The 19814-nt window shown below is 61.3% G+C and carries 17 protein-coding genes; 14 read left to right on the forward strand and 3 right to left on the reverse strand.

Translation table 11 applies throughout. The features are described 5' to 3' along the window. The first annotated feature begins 10 nt into the window (after nucleotides 1–10). The 5 genes from R1W01_RS16145 (at nucleotide 11) to R1W01_RS16165 (ending at nucleotide 4784) form a co-directional block, all read left to right on the forward strand. On the forward strand, nucleotides 11–1939 hold the full coding sequence (locus R1W01_RS16145) for an AMP-binding protein (RefSeq protein WP_317275317.1): 1929 nt from the start codon (nucleotides 11–13) through the stop codon (nucleotides 1937–1939). Continuing rightward, on the forward strand, nucleotides 1936–2790 hold the full coding sequence (locus R1W01_RS16150) for an SDR family oxidoreductase (RefSeq protein ID WP_243613901.1): 855 nt from the start codon (nucleotides 1936–1938) through the stop codon (nucleotides 2788–2790). The genes R1W01_RS16145 and R1W01_RS16150 overlap by 4 nt, the downstream gene beginning before the upstream one ends. A gap of 4 nt (nucleotides 2791–2794) precedes the next feature. Further along, entirely contained in the window at nucleotides 2795–3499 is a 705-nt protein-coding gene (locus tag R1W01_RS16155) for an AraC family transcriptional regulator (RefSeq protein WP_243613902.1), read from the forward strand. 21 nt (nucleotides 3500–3520) lie between these two features. Continuing rightward, on the forward strand, nucleotides 3521–3976 hold the full coding sequence (locus R1W01_RS16160; protein ID WP_243613903.1) for a PaaI family thioesterase: 456 nt from the start codon (nucleotides 3521–3523) through the stop codon (nucleotides 3974–3976). A gap of 307 nt (nucleotides 3977–4283) precedes the next feature. Next, nucleotides 4284–4784 (forward strand): DNA-3-methyladenine glycosylase I, encoded by a 501-nt coding sequence (locus tag R1W01_RS16165; protein WP_243613908.1) that lies wholly within the window; start codon nucleotides 4284–4286, stop codon nucleotides 4782–4784. A gap of 87 nt (nucleotides 4785–4871) precedes the next feature. On the opposite strand, the gene R1W01_RS16170 is transcribed toward R1W01_RS16165, so the two are convergent. Then, nucleotides 4872–5300 (reverse strand): MarR family winged helix-turn-helix transcriptional regulator, encoded by a 429-nt coding sequence (locus R1W01_RS16170; protein ID WP_232237122.1) that lies wholly within the window; start codon nucleotides 5298–5300, stop codon nucleotides 4872–4874. 98 nt (nucleotides 5301–5398) lie between these two features. On the opposite strand from R1W01_RS16170, the gene R1W01_RS16175 reads away from it, so the two are divergent. Beyond that, nucleotides 5399–5833: a DoxX family protein gene (locus R1W01_RS16175; RefSeq protein WP_036051600.1), complete on the forward strand. Its 435-nt coding sequence runs from the start codon at nucleotides 5399–5401 to the stop codon at nucleotides 5831–5833. Next, nucleotides 5830–6360, forward strand: a complete 531-nt coding sequence (locus tag R1W01_RS16180) for a glutathione S-transferase family protein (protein ID WP_243613904.1) — start codon at nucleotides 5830–5832, stop codon at nucleotides 6358–6360. The genes R1W01_RS16175 and R1W01_RS16180 overlap by 4 nt, the downstream gene beginning before the upstream one ends. Before the next feature lie 634 nt (nucleotides 6361–6994). Here the strand turns inward: R1W01_RS16180 and R1W01_RS16185 are convergent. Both R1W01_RS16185 and R1W01_RS16190 read right to left on the reverse strand, forming a co-directional pair. Then, nucleotides 6995–8515 (reverse strand): class I adenylate-forming enzyme family protein, encoded by a 1521-nt coding sequence (locus R1W01_RS16185; protein ID WP_317275318.1) that lies wholly within the window; start codon nucleotides 8513–8515, stop codon nucleotides 6995–6997. Nucleotides 8516–8541: 26 nt separating this feature from the next. Further along, nucleotides 8542–10542: an NADPH-dependent 2,4-dienoyl-CoA reductase gene (locus R1W01_RS16190; protein WP_243614226.1), complete on the reverse strand. Its 2001-nt coding sequence runs from the start codon at nucleotides 10540–10542 to the stop codon at nucleotides 8542–8544. Between R1W01_RS16190 and R1W01_RS16195 the strand changes: the two genes are divergently transcribed. Genes R1W01_RS16195 through R1W01_RS16225 form a run of 7 tightly spaced genes read left to right on the forward strand, consistent with a single transcriptional unit; the run spans nucleotide 10509 to nucleotide 19802 of the window. Continuing rightward, on the forward strand, nucleotides 10509–11852 hold the full coding sequence (locus R1W01_RS16195; RefSeq protein ID WP_317275319.1) for an acyl-CoA dehydrogenase family protein: 1344 nt from the start codon (nucleotides 10509–10511) through the stop codon (nucleotides 11850–11852). The genes R1W01_RS16190 and R1W01_RS16195 overlap by 34 nt on opposite strands. Further along, nucleotides 11849–12628 carry an enoyl-CoA hydratase/isomerase family protein gene (locus R1W01_RS16200; RefSeq protein ID WP_243614190.1) on the forward strand — a complete coding sequence of 260 codons (780 nt, stop codon included), beginning with the start codon at nucleotides 11849–11851 and terminating at the stop codon, nucleotides 12626–12628. The genes R1W01_RS16195 and R1W01_RS16200 overlap by 4 nt, the downstream gene beginning before the upstream one ends. 9 nt (nucleotides 12629–12637) lie before the next feature. Continuing rightward, a complete protein-coding gene (locus R1W01_RS16205; protein ID WP_027264402.1) occupies nucleotides 12638–13798 on the forward strand; it encodes an acyl-CoA dehydrogenase family protein in 1161 nt (386 codons plus the stop codon). A gap of 39 nt (nucleotides 13799–13837) precedes the next feature. Beyond that, nucleotides 13838–15217, forward strand: coding sequence for a phenylacetate--CoA ligase family protein (locus R1W01_RS16210; protein WP_317275320.1), 1380 nt, complete (start codon nucleotides 13838–13840; stop codon nucleotides 15215–15217). Continuing rightward, nucleotides 15214–16821: an acyl-CoA carboxylase subunit beta gene (locus R1W01_RS16215; protein ID WP_243614192.1), complete on the forward strand. Its 1608-nt coding sequence runs from the start codon at nucleotides 15214–15216 to the stop codon at nucleotides 16819–16821. The genes R1W01_RS16210 and R1W01_RS16215 overlap by 4 nt, the downstream gene beginning before the upstream one ends. A 10-nt stretch (nucleotides 16822–16831) precedes the next feature. Continuing rightward, nucleotides 16832–18838, forward strand: a complete 2007-nt coding sequence (locus tag R1W01_RS16220) for an acetyl/propionyl/methylcrotonyl-CoA carboxylase subunit alpha (RefSeq protein ID WP_043753670.1) — start codon at nucleotides 16832–16834, stop codon at nucleotides 18836–18838. A 4-nt stretch (nucleotides 18839–18842) separates the two neighbouring features. After that, the gene (locus R1W01_RS16225; protein ID WP_243614193.1) at nucleotides 18843–19802 is read left to right on the forward strand and encodes a hydroxymethylglutaryl-CoA lyase; all 960 of its coding nucleotides are present in this window, start codon (nucleotides 18843–18845) and stop codon (nucleotides 19800–19802) included. Nucleotides 19803–19814 lie beyond the last annotated feature (12 nt).

Below are 19814 nucleotides of genomic sequence, written 5' to 3' on the forward strand. Positions count from 1 at the left end.
AAGGTTGCGAATGTTTCAGCCAGGCTCTGACATCCAGCGGACAAGCACGCTGACCGCATTTCTGAGGGGCTGCGGCATTGACAGTTACGAGGAACTCGTCCGCCGTTCGAATGAAGACCCAGACTGGTTCTGGGGCCAGATCATTGACCATGCCGGGATACGGTTCGCGCGGCCCTACAGCCGGTTGCGAGATATCTCCGAAGGGCCCGAATCGATCCGGTGGGCCGTCGGGAGTACTTTGAATCTGACGGAAACCTGTCTTGACGCCCGAATTGCCGATGGCTTGGGCGACAAGGTCGCAATCGACTGGGTCGGCGAAGACGGAAGCCGCCGTCGCTGGACCTATTCCGACCTTACCGCCGAAGCCTCCCGCGTCGCCTCGGCCCTTGCCGCGCGCGGTGTAAGGCCCGGTCAGGCGGTGGGCATCTATATGCCGATGATCCCCGAAATCGAGGCCGCGCTTCTGGGTATTGCCCGGCTGGGCGCGGTTGCGGTGCCGCTGTTTTCCGGTTTTGCGCCTCATGCCATCGTATCGCGCCTGAACGACGCGGATGCCGTGGCGGTGTTGACGGCGGATGCCACACCCCGGCGAGGCAAGCCGGTCTGGATGGAAGCGACCCTTGCCCAGGCTTTGACCGACCTGCCATCGGTTCATACCGTAATCAGCCTGCGACGGTTCGGCGGTGCGATGGCCGATCCGGCCCGCGATCTGGACTGGACCGAAACAGTGGGCCGCGCCAGTCCGGAGTTTGCCGCCGTTCCCGTCAGTCCCGATGACACCTTTCTCATCGCCTATACATCGGGCACCACCGGGCGGCCCAAGGGTGTCGTGCATACCCACTTGGGCGTGCAGGCCAAGGCCACGGCCGATTTCTTGCTTTGCCTCGACATGAAACGGGATGACCGGCACCTCTGGATGACCGACATGGGGTGGGTCATGGGACCGCTCACCCTTTTATCGGTGCTCTTGTCTGGTTCGACCCTGGTGCTCGCCGAGGGCGCACCATCAATGCCCGGCGATCCCTTCAGGCTGCTGCGTCTTGCGTCCGATATGGAGGTCACGCATCTCGGCGTGGCCCCGACTCTGGTACGGCAGTTCATGACGCGGGATACTGAACCTTTGTCGGGCTACGACTTGTCGCCCCTGCGCATTGTCGCCTCGACCGGTGAACCCTGGACCGACGAAGCCTGGCTCTGGCAGCTCGATCTCATCTGTCGCCGCCGCGCCGTACCGCTGAACATCTCGGGCGGGACCGAGCTTTTTGGCGCGATCCTGACCTCGACCGTGCTGCACGAGCTCAAGCCCGGCGGATTTTCGGCCCAGGCCCTGGGTGTCGGGGCCAAGGTTCTGCGCCAGGACGGCAGCGAAGCCGCACCGGGCGAACTGGTCGTGACCCAGCCGCCTCTGGGTCTGACCCCGGCCATCTGGGGGGACCGCGATCGCTACCTTGAAACCTACTGGTCCACCTTCCCCGGCCTCTGGCGGCACGGCGACTGGGTGCGCTGCGATCCGGACGGGACATGGTATATCCTGGGCCGGTCGGACGACACGCTGAACATCGCCGGCAAACGCATCGGCCCGCCCGAGATCGAGGCGGCCCTGACCGAAACCGGAGAGGTGGTGGACGCCGCTGCCATCGCGGCACCTGATGACATCAAGGGCGTGGCCGTCGTCTGCGTCTGCGTGGCGGCCCCAAATGTGTCGCCGGACGCGGAGCTCGTGAACCGGCTCAAGGATCGTGTCGGAGAGATCGTCTCGAAGCCCTTCCGCCCGCGCGAGATCCACTTTGTCGAAGCGCTGCCCAAGACCCGCAGCATGAAAACCATGCGCCGTGTCGTGCGTGCCGCCTTTCTCGGTGAAGATCCGGGCGATCTGTCGTCGATCAGCAACCCGGAAACCATTCAGCCCATCGCAGACCTGCAAAAGGAAAAGTCATGATCACTGTTTTCGGAGCCACGGGCACGACTGGCGCGCCCCTCGTCGATACGCTTCTGGCAAAAGGCGCGTCCGTGCGCGCTGTCACCAGCGCCCCCTCCAAGTTAGATGCGCTAAGGGCCAAAGGATGCGAGGCGGTCGCAGCGGATTTCACGGACCCTGCCGCGCTGGCGCGGGCCTGTGACGAGGCAGAAAAGATATACCTGGTCACGCCTGCCCATCTGAACATGCGCCAGTGGAAGGCGAACGTGATCGAGGCGGCCAAGGCCGCGGGCGTGCGCCATATCGTTGTGGCCACGGGGCTTGGCGCGTCGCCCAAGGCGGGGCTGACCTTTGGAAAGTGGCATTCCGAAACCCAGGAGCTGCTGAAGCAAAGCGGCCTTGACTGGACCTTTGTCCAGCCGACCTATTTCATGCAGAACCTGCTGTGGCAGACCGGTAACATTGCAAAGGACGCCGTGTACTATGACGATCTGGGCGGCCCCGTGGCCTGGATCGACGCCCGCGACATCGCGGATGTCGCCGCCGAGGCGCTGACCGCTCCGGGTTACGAAGGCAAGGCTCTTGGTCTGACCGGGCCCGAAGCTCTTACCGGAGAAGATATCGCCGCCCTCCTGTCCAGGGTGACCGGGCGCACTGTCACCTGCGCACCCCTGTCGGCCGAAAATGCCAAGGCGGGTATGGTGGCTGGCGGAATGCAGGACGAGGTCGCCAGAGCCATGGTCGAATTGGCTTCCATCGCGCCCAAGGGCTACCTTGCCGGCATCGAGACCACGGTCAGCGATGTGATGGGACGCCCGGCGCGCCGATTTGCCGATTTCGTCGCCGAGAACCGGGATGCTTTCGTCAAGTAACCTGATGGCGCCGCCGCTTTATCTCGAACTGGCGCCGCCTGAGGAAGCGGCCAAACAGATCGAACATTTGTTCGTGTTCCGCGATACCGGTGTGCTGAGCGGTGGTGGACGCGGGCGGTTCGCAACCGACCTCTTTACCCTTTCGGTAACGCGCGACGACAGCGGCGGCGGGCGCGTATCGCTGGCAGAACCGCGCCCCTATTTTTCGCCCCGCCCAAGGCCATTCCAGGGTGTCGTGGCCGGGCTGCGACTGTCGTCACGACCGCCGCGATTTCCCGACTCCAAAGGGCTGGACATGCTGGCCTCAGAACTGGCCCGGGTTCAGACCGGGGACGATGACCTGCCTGCGCTCATCGCGGTGCTTGACGGCCTTGCGAGAGACCTGCGCTTTGCCGCACCACCCGGAGCTTACAGCGACCGGACCAAACGTCGAAAGGTGCGGGCGGAAACCGGCGTGTCGCGGCGGCGGCTTGCGACCTTGCGACGCTTTCGCCGGGCTCTCGGGCAGCTTGCGTCAAAGACCCTGCCGCTGAGCGATCTGGCGCTGGACGCCGGATATTACGATCAATCTCACTTGTCCGCCGCTTGCCGGATCTTCGCCGGCAAACCGCCCGGCGCGTTGCGCGCTCTGTCTATTCCGCGTCGTTTTGACCTTTCGCTACAAGATACGCGCCTCAAAGACCGCCTAAGATTGGTCATTGACGAATGAAATCGAAGAGGAAGACCCGCCATGACACAATTCAAACAGAAAAACCCCGACTATGACGCACGCGTGCGCAACAGTTTCGATCGCCAGAAGGTGATGAACACGTTGGGGATCAGCATTGCCGAGTTGTTACCCGGCCGCATCGTTCTGGAAATGGCACATCAGGTTGCACTGACCCAGCAGCATGGGTTTTTGCATGCCGGAATCGTGTCGACAGCGCTGGACAGCGCCTGCGGATACGCGGCCTTTTCGCTGATGCCAGCGGACGCGGCAGTGTTGACGGCCGAATTCAAGATCAACCTACTCAACCCGGCGGACGGCGAACGGTTTCGCTTCGTCGCTGACGTGGTGAAACCAGGCAGGACGCTGACCATATGCGAGGCGCGTGCCTATGCCGTGAAGGGCCAGGATGAAAAGCTCGTCGCAACGATGACCGGAACGCTCATGGCGCTGATCGGGCGGGCGGGGGTCGCGGACTGAGCGCAACCCGGCCGCAGCACATCCGATCCGGGCGGCCGGGCCGATTATTCAGACAGCTGGATCAGCTGTTCCAGCGGCTCGCGACCTCGGCCAACCGTTTCCCGTAGGCGCGCGCGGTATCCAGATCGCCGCCAGCAGGTTCAGGCCTGCCAAGCAGTAATGTTATAGCCTTTAGCAGTGCGGTCGCCGATTGTCCGTCGTCAGGGTTTTTCGGAGAGCTGAGACTGTATCGTAACGGAGGATCTCGTTCGGTTTCTGTTCAAGTTTATGCGGCAGCGGCCTGATGCTGCAACCGTAATTGGAACGGATGGACGCCCACGGTGCCGATGGGCTGCCGTCACGCCGGAGTTTCCAGTCAGGGCTGAGCTGGCGCACCATTCTGGCCAAGCGCGAGAACTTTCGTGCTGCCTTCGCCGGGTTCGACTTTCGGGGAGTTGCGAACTTTGACGACAACGACATTGAGCGCCTACTTGCCGATGAAGGAATTGTTCGCTATCGAGGCAAATTCGAAGCCGTGATCAACAACGCTCGCCGTACTTTCGAGGTCGTCCAAGAGGAAGGCTCCTTCGCCGCATTCATCTGGCTATATGAACCTGCCAAGGACGACGCACTGCCACAAATGCGGTCCAAATCACCAGCGTCCGAGACCCTGTCCAAAGACCTACGAAAGCTTGGCTTCAAATTCGTGGGACCGACCACCGTATATGCATTCATGCAGGCCATGGGATTTATCAACGATCACGCAGAAGTCTGTTGGATGCGAAAGGACGTCGAAACAACCCGAAACACCCTTCGCACACCGACATAGGCAACTGTCGGCCAACTAACGTGAAAAAATTCAGGGCCACTTAGCGTGGAAAGTCACAGACAGGTTTCGCGTCAGTCGACCTAGACTTCAGAGCTTTGAGAGTAGCGAGGCCAATTGAGCGGCGTCTTTGGGTTTCAGCTTTGCGCCGATCCTTTCCGACAGAACTCGTTCATAGATCGGCCACATCGCCCTCCTGACAGATTTACCCTTTTCAGAGATAGAAATGTTTTGACCTCGCCCATCTTCCAAGCAGTCCTGTCGGTTCACCAGCCCTGCTTTCACCATACGGTTCAGCAGCCGCGAGGTACCGTATTGGGGTAACAAAATCCGGTCTTTGAGTTCGAATGGCCGGAGTCCGTCCGGGCCTGCCTTCTCGAGTTCGAGAAGCGCGTCATACCATGCAATTGGCGGGTATCCTGCCGATTTCAGAGACGTTTCGACAGCCTCAAGCAAAACGCGGCTTTTAGTCATGAGGGCTGTCCAGGCGGCCTCAGTAGCATGGTCAATCTCGTTCATATCCAGCACCTATCATGTACATGTAAGTGCATCAACCTTGACATCGCATGTGACGCGCTATATATAGATGCAACTGCATCGACATATGGGATCATATCATGTCACAATCGCACCTCACAGAATTTGGGATATTCCTGCTCCGTATAGCACTCGGGATCATGTTCCTGGCGCACAGCCTGTTTCTCAAGCTCTTCATTTTCACACTTCCCGGAACGGCGCAGTTCTTCATTTCGATCGGGCTGCCCGGCTGGTTTGCTTATATGGTCTTTGCAGTCGAGGCGATTGCCGGTGCCCTTTTGGTCCTCGGCGTACAGGCTCGGTGGGTCGCGTCGGCGACCGTGCCCATCCTAGCCGGTGCGACCTGGGCTCACTCCGGAAACGGCTGGATGTTCGGATACGAGAACGGCGGGTGGGAATACCCGGCCTATCTGACGCTGCTTGCCATCGTGCAAGGGCTTCTGGGCGACGGCCGTTTCGCCCTCAGCCCTTCCTTCGCGCCCGGTAACGTGCAGATGGCGGGAGAGACAACATGAGCCTCCACCTCATTAGCCATGCGCTCTGCCCATATGTGCAGCGCGCGGCGATCTCGCTCACTGAGAAAGGTGTCACGTTCGAGAGAACTGACATCGATCTTTCGAACAAGCCCGACTGGTTTCTTGCCATATCTCCGCTGGGCAAGACGCCTGTCCTAGTTGTGGACGGGACGCCGATTTTCGAATCTGCGGTTATCCTCGAATATCTTGAGGATACACAACCCCACGCGCTTCATTCGCACGACGCTCTCGATCGCGCCCGCCACCGTGCCTGGATTGAATTTGGATCTGCTGTCTTGAACGGCATTGCGGGGTTCTACTCGGCGCCGAACGAGAAAGCGTTGGAAGAAAAAGTGCCGGCGCTCTGCGCAAAGTTCCTTCGGCTGGACGCGGAGCTTGGGGAGGGACCATGGTTCGATGGCCACCGGTTCAGCCTCGTCGATGTCGTATTCGGCCGGTCTTCCGCTATTTCGACGTTTTTGACACCATCGGAGAGTTTGGCGTCTTCACAGGGCTTGCCCGTGTAAGGGCCTGGCGACATGAACTGGAGCGTCGGGTTTCTGTGAAGAATGCCGTCAGTGAAGATTACCCGACCCTTCTGCGTGACTTCATCAGACGGCGCAATTCTTACCTGTCCCAGATCATGCAGACAGGAGGGCCGAAGAAGACAGTTACACAGGTGCGATCGGCTGACCGCTGATCACTTGATATCGTTTTGTCGGGCCGCAGTACAGAACCGGACGTTTGAGGTCGCTTGGCGAATGTCCGCTTTGTCCCGCACATCGGATAGTCGCCGACTTTCCCTTGAAGGCCCGCAGCAGCCCCAACCGGCAATTGCCGGCAGTCCATGCCCGTCCGTGCGATGCGCAGGGTTACTGCTGCCCCCACAGCGAAACCGGGAACAAACCACCGATCGCATTGATGAATGGCTCAGGGATCTACGAATCCTCCTGAGCTCAAACACCCGGAAAACCCTAGCCGTGTAGTCCGACAGAGGGCTGCGCTTCAATCGCGGGTCAATCTATCCCAGATGGTGGATCACTTTCAGGGGGTTACTCCAAAGGGCGGGGATAAGAAGCTCGTGGCAACGAGGATAAGAACGCTTTTATCGCTATTGGGGCGAACTGGCGTGGCTGGCTGACGATCGGGTCAGAGCGAAAATTAATCTGCGAGCCGGGCTTCGAGGATATGCCGCTGGATCTTGCCGCTGGTCGATCTGGGAAAATCCTCGAACGCGATGAAGCGAATTTCGCGTGGTCGCTTATAGCCAGCGAGGCTTTCGCGGCACAAGTTCAGCAGCGCCTCGGCATCCGGCCCGTCATCGTCACAGGCGACAAAGGCCACCGGGCTTTCCCCCCATTTCGCGTCGAAGGCCCTTACCACGGCGGCATCGATCACATCGGGATGAGAAAGAAGCACACGTTCGATTTCCGCCGGATAGACGTTTTCACCTCCGGTCTTGATCAGGTATTTCGCCCGATCCACAAAGTCGACGGTGCCGTCCGTATTGCGCCGGAACAGATCGCCCATGTGGAAAAAGCCGTTGCGAAAGTCACGGGCATTGGTGTCGTCGGCGTTCCAGTACCCGGAAAACAGCGTCGGACCCCGAAGCGCCATTTCGCCCGGCGTTCCATCGGGGACTTCGCGGTCGTCGGGATCGACCAGCCGCACCTCGCAAAAGGCGCTGATGCGCTTGGACAGCCGGTCCGGGGTCACACCCGGCGCGATCAGATCGGCGGTTCCCGGCGGCAGGCCGGTTTCGGTCGCCCCGAAGGAATTCAGATAGGGCGTGTCCAGAAGACCGGTCAGTTCCGCGATCTGATGCGGCGGCACCAGATCAGCCATTGCGCCGCAAACCTTGATCCCCTTCAGCGGCAAAGGGTTGGCGTGCCGTTCGTTAATAAAAGCCTCCAGTGCCCCGGGCATCATCACGAACCAGCCGATCCTGTGGCGTGACAGCGCCTCGTTGATGACGGCGGGCTGCAGCCCGTCCACCATCACCACGGTCCCACCCCGCAGGATCGTTGCCAGCGCATGATCGGTGGAGGCCATGTGGAACATCGGCGCCCAGGCGATGAACCCGTCGCCGGGATCCAGCGCCAGCTGGGCCGCAAAAACCATGGATCGGGCGATATGCGCGCGGTGGCTGATATGCGCCCCCTTGGGCAGGCCCGTGGTCCCCGAGGTATAGAGGATCGTCAGACCGGCCTCGGGGTCGTCAACCATGGTTCCGGTGCGCGGGTCCGGCTCGACCCCGGCAATGGCCGTTTCCAGGTCTGGCCCGACGGTTAGACAGGGTGTCGACGCGACGGCGCGGTAAGCTTCTGAAAGTTCCGGTTCGACAACCGCGAGAACCGGCTCGACCAGATCGATGCAGTGCCGCAGTTCATCGGGGGCAAGCCGCCAGTTCAGACAGGCGACGATCGCGCCGATTCCCGCTGCTGCAAGTTCGACCTCCAGGTATTCTGAGCGGTTATGCGACAGGATCGCGATCCTGTCTCCGGGCGCCACGCCTCGTGCCAGAAAGACAGCCGCCAGACGATCGACCCGCTCCAGCAGTTCTGCATAGGTCAGTTTCCTGCTGCCGTCCTCGATGGCGAGGGCGCGGGCGCAGTCATGTGCGCGGGTTCGAAAGATCGAATACAGATCAGCGCGCCCCGCGCGGATGACGTCGGTCAGCATAGTTTCCCCCTTGCCCGAGCCTCGGTTCAGAGATCCTGCGCCAGGCGCACGCCCTCATCAATGGCGCGCAGCGCATCCAGTTCGGCGGCCTCCTTTGCCCCGCCGATCATCGTAACCGGGACGCTGCGCGCGGCAAGCTCTTGGGCCAGAGCCCGTTCCGGTTCCTGACCGGTGCACAGCACAATAGTATCGGCTGCGATGACCTTTGGCATTCCGTCCGCGACGATATGCAGCCCCGCATCGTCGATATGTTCATAGGTCACGCCGCCCATTGCCTCGACCCCATGTTTGCGCAGCGCGTTGCGCAGGATCCACCCTGTCGAAACACCAAGCCTCGCGCCCGGTTTAGCGGTCTTGCGCTGCAGCATGACGACCTTGCGGCGCGACGGCTTCGGTGCCAGAGGGTCGCCCGCCAGGGCACCCGATGAGACAAATTCGGGGTCCACTCCCCAGGTTTCGCAAAAGACGTCGGAATTCGCGGTCTCGGCGGGTTTGGTCACTAGGAACTCGGCCACATCATGACCGATGCCCCCCGCCCCCATCACCACGACACGGTCGCCCGCCTCGCGGTCACCGGACAGAATTTCGGCGTAGGTCGCGACGCTGGGATGGTCGATACCCGGCAGGTCGGGAATGCGCGGCGTGACCCCGGTGGCGATGACCACATGGTCAAATCCCTCAAGATCGCTCGCCTCTGCCCGCTGTCCCAGACGCTGCGTGACCCCGTGTTTCTGCATCTGACCGGCATAATACCGAAGGGTTTCGTCGAATTCGTCCTTGCCCGGTGCGACGCGGGCCAGATTCAGTTGACCGCCCAGCTTGTCCTGCGCCTCGAACAGCGTGACAGCATGGCCCAGCCGCGCCGCCTCGGCGGCTGTGGCCATGCCCGCGGCACCACCGCCAACGACGGCCACTTTCTTTGGCGTGTCGGCTGGCGTATTCCGGAATTCCGTTTCACGCCCGGCCCTTGGATTGACCAGACATCCGACCGGCCGGTCCGAAAAGATGAAATCCAGACAGGCCTGGTTGCAGGCGATGCAGGTGTTGATCTCGTCCGCGCGGCCCTCTCGCGCCTTTTTCACGAAATGCGGATCGGCCAGAAACGGGCGCGCCATCGAGATCATGTCCGCATCGCCAGAGGCAAGTATGTCCTCGGAGAGCTGGGGTGTGTTGATCCGGTTCGAGGCGACCACCGGGATCGACACCGCCGCTTTCACGTTGGCTGCCGCCTTGCGCCAGGCACCGCGCGGCACCGGATAGGCGATCGTCGGCACGCGGGCCTCGTGCCAGCCGATGCCGGTGTTCAGAATATCCGCACCTGCGGCCTCGATCTTGCGCGCCAGTGCGGCAATTTCATCGGCGGGCGCGCCGCCCTCGACCAGATCGGCCGCCGAAATCCGGTAGATGACCAGAAAGTCGGGGCCGCAACGTTCGCGCACCGCTCGCACGATCTCGACCGGGAATCGGTGGCGGTTCGCGGCGCTGCCGCCCCAGTCGTCTTGGCGCTTGTTGGTGTGGGTGACGGTGAATTCGTTGATCAGGTATCCCTCGGACCCCATGATCTCGACGCCATCAAAGCCTGCGGCCAGCGCATTGGCGGCCGCCACGGCAAAATCCTCGATGGTACGGAGAATGTCGGCTTCGGTCATTTCACGCGGGATGAAACGATTGATCGGGGCGCGGATCGGCGACGGGGCCACACACCCTTCGATCTTGGCATAGCGCCCGGCGTGGAGGAGTTGCGCGCAGATCAGGCTGCCTTCGGCCTGCACCGCCTCGCAGATCGGGCGCAGGTCAAGCGCTTCTTCCGGGTCATCGATTCTCGGACCTTCTGGATCGAATATGCCCTCGGCATTGGGCGAAAACCCGCCGGTGACCAGAATCGCCGCCTCCCCCCGCGCACGCTCAGCGTAAAACGCGATCTGTTTGGCTATGCCGTCAGGCTCGGTTTCCAACCGCGTGTGCATCGACCCCATGATGACACGATTTCGCAATGTATGCTGGCCTGCGCGGATGGGCGAGAGCATGGTTTCAAAGCTTCCATCTGGTCTATTTTTCACTTTGGTTCTCCTCCTCAAAACTGCACTTGATCTACATTCTAACATTTGTTAGATTTTTTTGGAAAGAAGATTTTCGCTCATGGGGAGGAGCACCGATGCAATTCCAGCCTACAGACGATCAGAAGGCGTTTCGCGATACCGCAAAGCGCTTCGCAACTGAAAGGCTTGCGCCCACATATCAAGAACGCGCCAGCGGCCATACATTCGACCGTGCGCTGATCAAGGAGATGGGCGCACTGGGGCTGATCGGAGCCGATCTGCCCGAGGAATTCGGGGGACTCGGCGAAAGCTCTGTCACGTCAGGGCTGATCGTCGAAGAGATCGCCTATGCCGATTTCAATGCAAGTTACGTCCAGCTTCTGGGCTCTCTCATGGGCGGAATGGTTGCCAAACATGCCTCCAAGAACATCGCGTCGGAATGGGTGCCCAAGGTTGTTTCGGGTGATGCCGTCATTGGTCTGGGCCTGACAGAGCCGCGTGGCGGTTCGGATGCGGCGAACCTGATTCTGAGGGCCGAGAAATCCAGCAAAGGCTGGCGGCTGAACGGTGAAAAGACATCCATGAGTTTTGCCAGTCAGGCGGATGCGGCGGTCGTCTTTGCCCGTACCGGCGATCCTAACGGCGGCTCACGCGGGGTCAGCGCCTTTTTCGTCGATCTGAACCAGGAAGGCATCAAGCGCACCCATTTTGACGACATCGGCACCAAGCCTGTCGGGCGCGGCTCGGTTTTCTTTGACGATGTTTTCGTGCCGGCTGAAAACATGATGGCGGAACAGGACCGTGCCTTTGGCACGATCATGGCGGGCTTCGACTATTCCCGCGCACTGATCGGGCTGGAGTGCCTGGGGGCCGCGCAAGCGTCGGTGGATGAAACCTGGGCCTACGTTCAGGAACGCGAGGCATTCGGGGCCCCGATCGTGCAGTATCAGGGTGTCAGTTTTCCCTTGGCCGAGGCCGAGACCCAACTGACCATGATGCGCCAGCTTTGCTATTACACGCTGGACCTGCGCGACCGTGGCCTGCCCCACACCTCTCAGGCCGCCATGTGCAAATGGTACCTGCCCAAAACCGCCTGCGAGATCCTGCACCAGTGCCTGATCCTGCACGGACATTACGGCTACACCACCGACCTGCCCCACCACCAGCGCTACAACGATGTGCTCGGCTTGCAGATCGGTGACGGCACCGCGCAGATCCAGAAGCTGGTGATCGCCCGCGAGAAGGTCGGTCGCATGGCGCTGCAGTATGACAAGAAGGCGAAGGGAGCCTCGAAATGAGCGACCCCATCCTCGTCACTTCCGAGGGCAACACCGGCATCATCGAACTGGCCCGCCCCGAGAAATTCAATTGCCTATCACTTAAGGTGCATGAGCGTATTTCTGTCGCGCGTGCGGAATTCGAGGCGAACCCCGCTATTCGGGCGATCCTCATCCGGGCGCAGGGCAAGCACTTTTGCACCGGTGCCGATCTGGTGGAAGTGAAAGGTAAATTGAACGATCCCGCCGCGCTGGACCATTTCATCGCCTTTGGCATGAACAACCTGCGTGCACTCGAAACCTCCTCCCTCCCTGTCGTGGTGGCAGTGCAGGGGTTGTGTCTGGCCGGCGGGATCGAACTGATGCTGGCATGCGATGTGTGTTTCGCGGCCGAAAGCGCCCAGTTTGGCGATCAGCACGCGCAATTCGGGCTGATTCCCGGTTGGGGTGGCTCGCAGCGGTTGACACGGTTGATGGGGCAGCGCAGGGCGCTCGACCTGATGTTCTCGGCCCGCTGGCTCAAGTCGGACGAGGCCAAAGAGGCCGGATTGGTCAACTACATCGTGCCGGATGCGGACCTGCACAAGTCTGCGCTGGAATACTGCGAGAAAATCGCCACCCGTTCACGTCCCGGCATCGCCGAGATGAAGCGGTTGGCGCGCGAAGGCGCGGACCTTGGTATCGACCAGCAGATGCGGCTTGAGCGCGATGCCGCCGTGCGCGCACTGCCCAGCGATGACGTGGCGGAGGGCCTCGATGCATTCGAGAACCGGCGCGCCCCCGAATTCAAGGCTTGAGGACGAAACATGGATTTCATTTTGAACGACGAACAACGCCAGATTTACGACTATGGCGGCCAGCTGGCGCAGAAGTTCGACAACGATTACTGGCTGAGACACGCACGCAAGCACGAGTTTCCGCACGAAATGTTCCGCCAGATCGCCGATGACGGCTTCCTCGGCATCATGGTGCCCGAGGAATATGGCGGCGCGGGCCTTGGTATGACCGAAATGGCCCTGTTCATGGAGGGCACCGCCAATCACGGCATTCCGCTTTTGATGATGGTGGTCGGGCCGACCATGTCGCTGGCCCATATCGCCAGCCACGGGAGCGAGTTCCACAAGAAAGAACTGCTGCCGGCCGCCTGCCGCGGTGATATTCAGTTCTGTTTCGCGATCACCGAACCGGGGGCCGGGTCGAACACGATGAAGGCCACTACGCTGGCCAAGCGTCGAGGCAACCGGTTCAGCCTGTCGGGCGAAAAGACCTTCATCACCGGGGCCGAAGTGGCCGACTACTGCCTCGTGGTGGCGCGGACCAAACCGCATACCGAGGTCAGCCGCAAGACCGACGGCTTTACCCTGTTCGCCGTGGATCTGAAGAAAAAAGGCGTCGACAAGCAGCGGGTGAAGATCTCGATCCCCCTGCCCGAGGAGCAGTGGACACTGTTCTTCGACGATGTGGATCTCGGCCCCGAGGATGTGGTCGGCGAGGTGGACGAAGGGTTCTCGATCCTGTTCGACAGCCTCAACCCCGAGCGTATCATCCTGGCCGCCTTGTGCTGCGGCATCGGCCGGTTCGCCCTGAACAAGGGCGTGGCCTATGCCTCCGAGCGCAATGTGTTCGGCCAACCCATCGGTGCGCACCAGGGCGTGCAGCATCCTATGGCCAAGGCGCATACGGCAGTCGAAATGGCCAGTCTGATGACCCGGCGCGCGGCATGGGAGTTCGACAACAAGCTGCCTGCCGGTGCGTCGTCGAACATGGCGAAATATGCCGCCGCCGAAGCCGGGATCGAAGCGGTAGACGCGGCGCTTCAGGCGCATGGTGGATCGGGCTTTACCGAAGATACGGGACTTTACGAAATGTACCCGCTGGTCCGCCTGCTGCGCACAGCGCCGGTGAACCGCGAACTGTGCCTGAGCTTTATCGGCGAAAAGGTCATGGGCCTGCCACGATCCTATTGATCGCCACGGCTTGGAACGGAGAACGACATGCAATTTGGAATGCGCTTCCGGCGGGAAGATGCCGCCGACAAGGTAAATGATCGCTTCTGGCACGCGATCGAGGGCACGCCGCTCGACGAGGTGCGCCGTATTCAGGAAGAGCGACTGCGCGATCAGATGGCCTATCTCAAGGCAAACTCGACTTTCTATCAGGAGAAGTTCGCGAAAGCCGGTGTGGAATTCGACGATATCCGCACCATCGAAGACCTGCAGAAACTGCCCTATACCTACAAGACCGAGATCCGCGAAAGCCTGGCCGCCGATCCGCCCTTCGGCAAACACCGCGCCGCGCCCATGTACGAGATCATCCAAATGCAGGCATCGTCGGGCACCACCGGCAGCCCCTCATATGTGGCCCTGACCGAATCCGACGCCGAAATGTGGCACGAGATGACGGCACGCTGTTTCTTTGCCAATGGCGTGCGGCCGGGCGACATGGTGCTGCACGCGTTTTCGCTCGCCAAGGGCTTTGTCGGCGGCATCCCCGTGATGCAGGGATTGCAGTACATGGGCACGATCGATGTGCCGGTGGGCGCCGATGGCGGTGCGGAACGGCTGCTGCGCGCCTGCGCCGACACCCGCCCGCGTTGCGTGGTCGGCGCCCCGAACTTTGTGCTGCACCTGGCCGAAAAGGCGCCCGAGGTACTTGGCTGCAAGGCCAGCGAACTGGGTATCGAGCGCGTGATCGTCGGCGGCGAACCCGGCGGCGGCATTCCCGCAATTCGGGCAAAGATCGAAAAGGCCTGGGGTGCGAAATGCACCGAGATGCTGGGCGGCACCGATCTGGGCGTGACATACTGGGCCGAGTGCGACGCCCAGTCGGGTATGCACATGGTCAACATGGATTATGTCCTGACCGAGCTGCTCGACCCGGAGAGCGGCAGGATCATTCCCTGGAAAAAAGGCGCAGAAGGCGAGATGGTCTATACCGCGCTCGGCCGCCAGGCGAGCCCGCTCGTGCGGTTCCGGTCAGGCGATTATATCGAAGTGATCGATACCGAATGCTCCTGCGGCCGCACCGGACCGAAGATCCGCTGCACCGGCCGCACCGACGACATGCTGATCGTGCGCGGGGCCAATGTCTTCCCGTCGGCGATCAACAGCATCATTACCGAAATGGTGCCGGACACCAACGGCGTCATGCGCATCGTGGCCGATTTCGAGGGCCATACCACGCAGGGCGCGCTGACGGTGATTGTCGAACGGGGCCCCGATCGCGATCCGGCCGATGACGTCACCCTCAAAAAGAAAATTGAGCAGCGGCTTCGCGATTCCTTGGTCTTCAAGGCCGACGTTCACCTGGTTGCGGCCGAGACTTTCGAAAAACCTGGCGCCGCCAAGGTCGCCTTCGTTCTCAGGAAATATCCAGACCTGCCATGACTAGAATGAAATCCCTTCTCGACAGCGGGTCGGACGACTTCCGCGCCAACGACGTGTCTTACCGCGAAAAGGTCGATGAACTACATGCCCTCCGGCTCTCACAGCGCGTCGGCGGCCCCGAAATGGCGCGCAAACGTCATGTGGACAAAGGCAAAATCCTGCCGCGCGAACGGATCGAACGGCTGATCGACCCGGGCACACCATTTCTGGAACTCGGCGAGTTGGCCGGACTGAATATGCACAAGGGAGTTCCACCCGGCGCCGGCATCATTACCGGTATTGGCGTGATCGAAGGCCGTCAGTGCATGATCATCGCCAATGATGCCACCGTAAAGGGCGGCACCTATTTCGGGATCACCTGCCGCAAACACGTCCGGGCACAGAAAATTGCCTGGAAAAACCGCCTGCCCGTCATCACCCTCGTGGACTCCGGCGGTGCCTTCCTGCCCGACCAGGCCAACCTTTTCCCCGACGAAGGCCAGTTCGGCTCCATCTTTCACCAACAGATCGGCATGTCTGGCGATGGTGTGCCGCAAATCGCCGTGGTCATGGGGCCCTGCACCGCGGGTGGTGCCTATATCCCCGCGCTCTGTGACGAAGTGGTGATCGTGCGCGGTCAGGGCTTTATGTATCTGGGCGGACCAGAATTGACCTTTGCCGCAACCGGCGAAAAGGTCGAAGCCGAAGAACTGGGTGGCGGCAAGATGCATTCGTCCGTTTCCGGTGTGACCGACCATTTGGCCGAAGATGACGCCCACGCTCTGGCCATCACGCGCGAAATTGTCAGCCATCTTGGCGAAAAACCCCAACCCCGCAAGACGCCCGAAACGCCCCGTGCGCCCGCCTACCCGGTCGAAGAGATTTATGGGCTCATCAGCCGCGACCCCAAGGTGCCGACCGACAACCGCGAAATCGTGGCTCGGTTGGTCGATGAGAGCGATTTTCACGAATTCAAGCCGCTTTATGGCGACACGATCATGACCGGCTGGGGGCGCATCCACGGCCACGAGGTCGGGATCATCGCCAATACAGGCGTGCTTTTCGTCGAAGCCGCGCTGAAGGCGACGCATTTCATCAATCTCTGCGTCCAGCGTGATATTCCGCTGCTGTTCCTGGCCGATGTGAACGGCTTCATGGTGGGCCGCGAGGTCGAGCAGATGGGCATTGCCAAGGCTGGCGCCAAGATGATCACGGCCATGTCTTCGGCCCGGGTGCCGAAATTCACAATCATCACCGGTGGCTCTTACGGGGCCGGATACCTGGCGATGCTGGGCCGCCCGTTCCAGCCGGACGCAATGTTCGCCTGGCCGACGGGACGGTCGGCAATCATGGGGCCGGAACAGGCCGCCAGCGTGCTGGCTCAGGTCCGCGCACAGATCAACGAACGCGAAGGCAAAAGCTGGACCCCCGAGGAGGAGGAAGCCTTCAAGGCACCGATCCGCAAGGAATACGAAGATTTTCAGGGAGCCTATAATTTTGCTTCCAACCTTTGGATCGACAGCGTGATCGAGCCCTGTGAGACCCGTGACGTCATGGCGCTGATGCTGGATGTGACATCGCGCAGACCCAAGGTCGATACCAACTTCGGCGTGTTCAGGATGTGAGGAGCGAACCGTGAAAATCAAAACGCTTCTGATCGCCAACCGCGGCGAAATTGCCTGCCGGATCGCGCGCACCGCGCGGGCCAGCGGTATCACCCCTGTCGGCGTGCATTCGCAGGCCGATGCCAATGCCCTGCATGTCCGCGAGATCGGCAAATCTGTCTGTATCGGTGCCGGGCCTGCATCCGAGAGCTATCTGAAAATCGACGCGGTGATTGCCGCTGCGCAATCGGTGGGCGCGGATGCGATCCATCCCGGTTACGGCTTTCTGGCCGAAAACCCCGATTTTGCCCGCGCGGTCGAAGCCGCCGGCATGATCTTCATGGGGCCGACGCCGGAAACGCTTGAACGTTTCGGCGACAAGGCCAGCGCCAAAGAGGCCGCCGTGGCGGCCAGCGTCCCGGTGATTTCGGGCGCCGAAGGTGCGCGGTCCGATCCCGAGCAGATTGCCGAGGAGGTGCGCCAAATGGGCCTGCCGGTGCTGCTCAAGGCTGTCGGCGGCGGTGGTGGGCGAGGGCAACGGCTCGTCACCGACGAAACCACGCTGGTCGAGGACATCGAAGGCGCGCTGCGCGAAGCAAAATCCACCTTCGGCTCCGAAGGGCTGCTGTTGGAGCGTTTCCTGCCCGAGGCGCGCCATGTTGAAGTGCAGATCGCAGGTGACGGCAAGGGCCATGTGGTGCATCTGTTCGAACGCGATTGCACGCTTCAGCGCCGCCACCAGAAGGTCATCGAGGAAGCCCCGGCCTGGGGTCTGCCCCGGACGCTTATGGACGACATCGCGCGCGACGCGGTGCGCCTTGGTGAAACGCTGGACTATCGCGGTCTGGGCACGGTCGAATTTCTGGTCGCGGGGGACGAGTATTTCTTCCTTGAGGTGAACCCGCGCATTCAGGTGGAACATCCCGTCACCGAAGCGATCACCGGGCTGGACCTTGTCGCGCTTCACCTGCGGATTGCCGAAGGCGCGGGCCTTGGACTGGTGCAGGACGATCTGACGATCAACGGCCACGCGGTCGAGGCGCGGCTTTACGCCGAAGATCCGGCGATGCAATTCGCCCCGTCGACGGGCACGCTCTCCACGCTCAGCCTGCCATCGGGCCTGCGCATCGACAGCGGCGTCGAGGAAGGCGATGCCGTCACGCCCTATTACGATCCGATGATCGCCAAGCTGATCGTGCACGCGCCCGACCGGGAAACCGCATTGGCACGTCTGGCCACGGCGCTTGATCATGTCGCGGTCGAAGGTGTCGAGACCAATCGCGCCTTTCTAACGGCGCTGGCGCGAAACCATGAATTCGAACGGATGCAGGTGCATACCCGCTGGATCGACGGCAGGCTGGATGAGCTGACACAAGCACCCGGACTGACCCGCCCCGATCTGTGGAAAGCGACCGCTGCCATTCTCTTCGTGACCCAGTCGCGCAGCGACACAAACGCCAATCCCTGGACCAACCGTGATGCCTTTACCGGCTGGCGGCTTGGCTTGGGCGGTGATGCGATTGAAGCGGGGCAGCGCGTGACGCTTACCGATTCTGACGAGGTATCCGAAGAACTGCGCATCGGCCCTGTCAAACCGGGCGCCAAGTACACCGTCCATTCGGAAAACGGCGAGGCGCTGACACTGTCGGCATGTGAACTGACCCCGGGCCGTTGGCGTGTCGGCGAAGGCGACACCGTCCATCTGATCGACGCGCGCCTGCACGCGGGCGTGATCGAACTGGACACGCCCGAAGGTCGCCTGGTCTTCCGCCCCGCCGCGCCCCTTGCTTTTGCCGGCGGCGATGCCGCGGCGGATCGCGCCGTGACCTCTCCGCTGACCGGAATGATTGTCGAAATCAAGGTCTCCGATGGTCAGAGCGTGGCCGAAGGCGAAGTGGTCGCGGTCATGGAATCCATGAAACTCGAAATCTCGATCCGGGCGGCCGCGGCCGGGATCGCCAGCAATATATCCGTCTCGAATGGAGACATGGTCGATCGTGGCCAAGTCATCGCCGAGATTCTGCCATCCGAGGAGTGATGAAATGAGCGACTTTCCCAAATTCGTCGAGTTTCGCGAAGAAGGCCCGCGTGAGGGTTTTCAGATCGAAAAGAAGATTTATCCGATCGAAGAGCGGATCGAACTGATCGACATGCTCAGCGAAACCGGTCTGAAGCGCATTCAGGTTGGCAGTTTCGTCAGCCCGAAATACGTGCCGCAAATGGCCGACACCGGCGAGTTGTTCCAGCGTATCAAGCGCGAACCGGGCGTGAATTACACATCGCTGTGGCTGAACGACAAAGGGTTTCGCAAGGCCCTGACCGCGCATGAGGTCGATATCGACCCGCGTCTGCTGTTCTATCCCTCCGAGGCATTCGCCCAATCGAACAACAATTGTTCCTCGGCGGAGATGCGGGAAAAACAACGTGACTGGGTCCGTCTTTACAAGGAAGAAGGATATACGGTCGACGCGGCCTATGTGATGACTGCCTTCGGCTGCAACCTCGAAGGCCCCATCCCCCAAGAACGCATCTTGGACGATTTCCGCTTCATTCTTCAGCTGTGCGAGGAAGAGGACATCCCCGTGCCGATCCTTGTGATCGCCGACACAATGGGCTGGGGAAACCCCGAGGCGGTCAAACGCATGATCGGCGCCCTGCGCGAATTGGCGCCCGAGGCGCGCATCGGTATGCACATCCATGACACACGTGGGCTGGGGATCGCCAACGTTTATGCCGCCCTGTCGATGGGCGTGGACATGTTCGAAAGCTCGGTCGCCGGTCTTGGCGGCTGTCCTTTCGCGGGCCACGGCCACGCCCGCGCCGCCGGCAACGTCTGCACCGAGGATGCAGTGTTCCTGTGTCACGAACTGGGCATCGAAACCGGCATTGATCTGGACAAGCTGATCGCGGCGGCGCTCAAGGCCGAAGAAATCATCGGCGTGCCGCTGATGGGCCGGGTCATGCATACCGGCGGGTTGGACAAATACCGCAAGTCACGCTGAGGGAGCAAGAAG

It is taken from the genome of Shimia sp. FJ5 (genome assembly GCF_032918335.1).
GTDB lineage: Bacteria > Pseudomonadota > Alphaproteobacteria > Rhodobacterales > Rhodobacteraceae > Shimia > Shimia aestuarii_A.

Coding starts and splice junctions, on each gene's coding strand:
- R1W01_RS16145 (WP_317275317.1), top strand. CDS start 11: ATGTTTCAGCCAGGCTCTGACATCCAGCGGACAAGCACGCTGACCGCA.
- R1W01_RS16150 (WP_243613901.1), top strand. CDS start 1,936: ATGATCACTGTTTTCGGAGCCACGGGCACGACTGGCGCGCCCCTCGTC.
- R1W01_RS16155 (WP_243613902.1), top strand. CDS start 2,795: ATGGCGCCGCCGCTTTATCTCGAACTGGCGCCGCCTGAGGAAGCGGCC.
- R1W01_RS16160 (WP_243613903.1), top strand. CDS start 3,521: ATGACACAATTCAAACAGAAAAACCCCGACTATGACGCACGCGTGCGC.
- R1W01_RS16165 (WP_243613908.1), top strand. CDS start 4,284: ATGGACGCCCACGGTGCCGATGGGCTGCCGTCACGCCGGAGTTTCCAG.
- R1W01_RS16170 (WP_232237122.1), bottom strand. CDS start 5,300: ATGAACGAGATTGACCATGCTACTGAGGCCGCCTGGACAGCCCTCATG.
- R1W01_RS16175 (WP_036051600.1), top strand. CDS start 5,399: ATGTCACAATCGCACCTCACAGAATTTGGGATATTCCTGCTCCGTATA.
- R1W01_RS16180 (WP_243613904.1), top strand. CDS start 5,830: ATGAGCCTCCACCTCATTAGCCATGCGCTCTGCCCATATGTGCAGCGC.
- R1W01_RS16185 (WP_317275318.1), bottom strand. CDS start 8,515: ATGCTGACCGACGTCATCCGCGCGGGGCGCGCTGATCTGTATTCGATC.
- R1W01_RS16195 (WP_317275319.1), top strand. CDS start 10,509: ATGTATGCTGGCCTGCGCGGATGGGCGAGAGCATGGTTTCAAAGCTTC.
- R1W01_RS16190 (WP_243614226.1), bottom strand. CDS start 10,542: ATGCTCTCGCCCATCCGCGCAGGCCAGCATACATTGCGAAATCGTGTC.
- R1W01_RS16200 (WP_243614190.1), top strand. CDS start 11,849: ATGAGCGACCCCATCCTCGTCACTTCCGAGGGCAACACCGGCATCATC.
- R1W01_RS16205 (WP_027264402.1), top strand. CDS start 12,638: ATGGATTTCATTTTGAACGACGAACAACGCCAGATTTACGACTATGGC.
- R1W01_RS16210 (WP_317275320.1), top strand. CDS start 13,838: ATGCGCTTCCGGCGGGAAGATGCCGCCGACAAGGTAAATGATCGCTTC.
- R1W01_RS16215 (WP_243614192.1), top strand. CDS start 15,214: ATGACTAGAATGAAATCCCTTCTCGACAGCGGGTCGGACGACTTCCGC.
- R1W01_RS16225 (WP_243614193.1), top strand. CDS start 18,843: ATGAGCGACTTTCCCAAATTCGTCGAGTTTCGCGAAGAAGGCCCGCGT.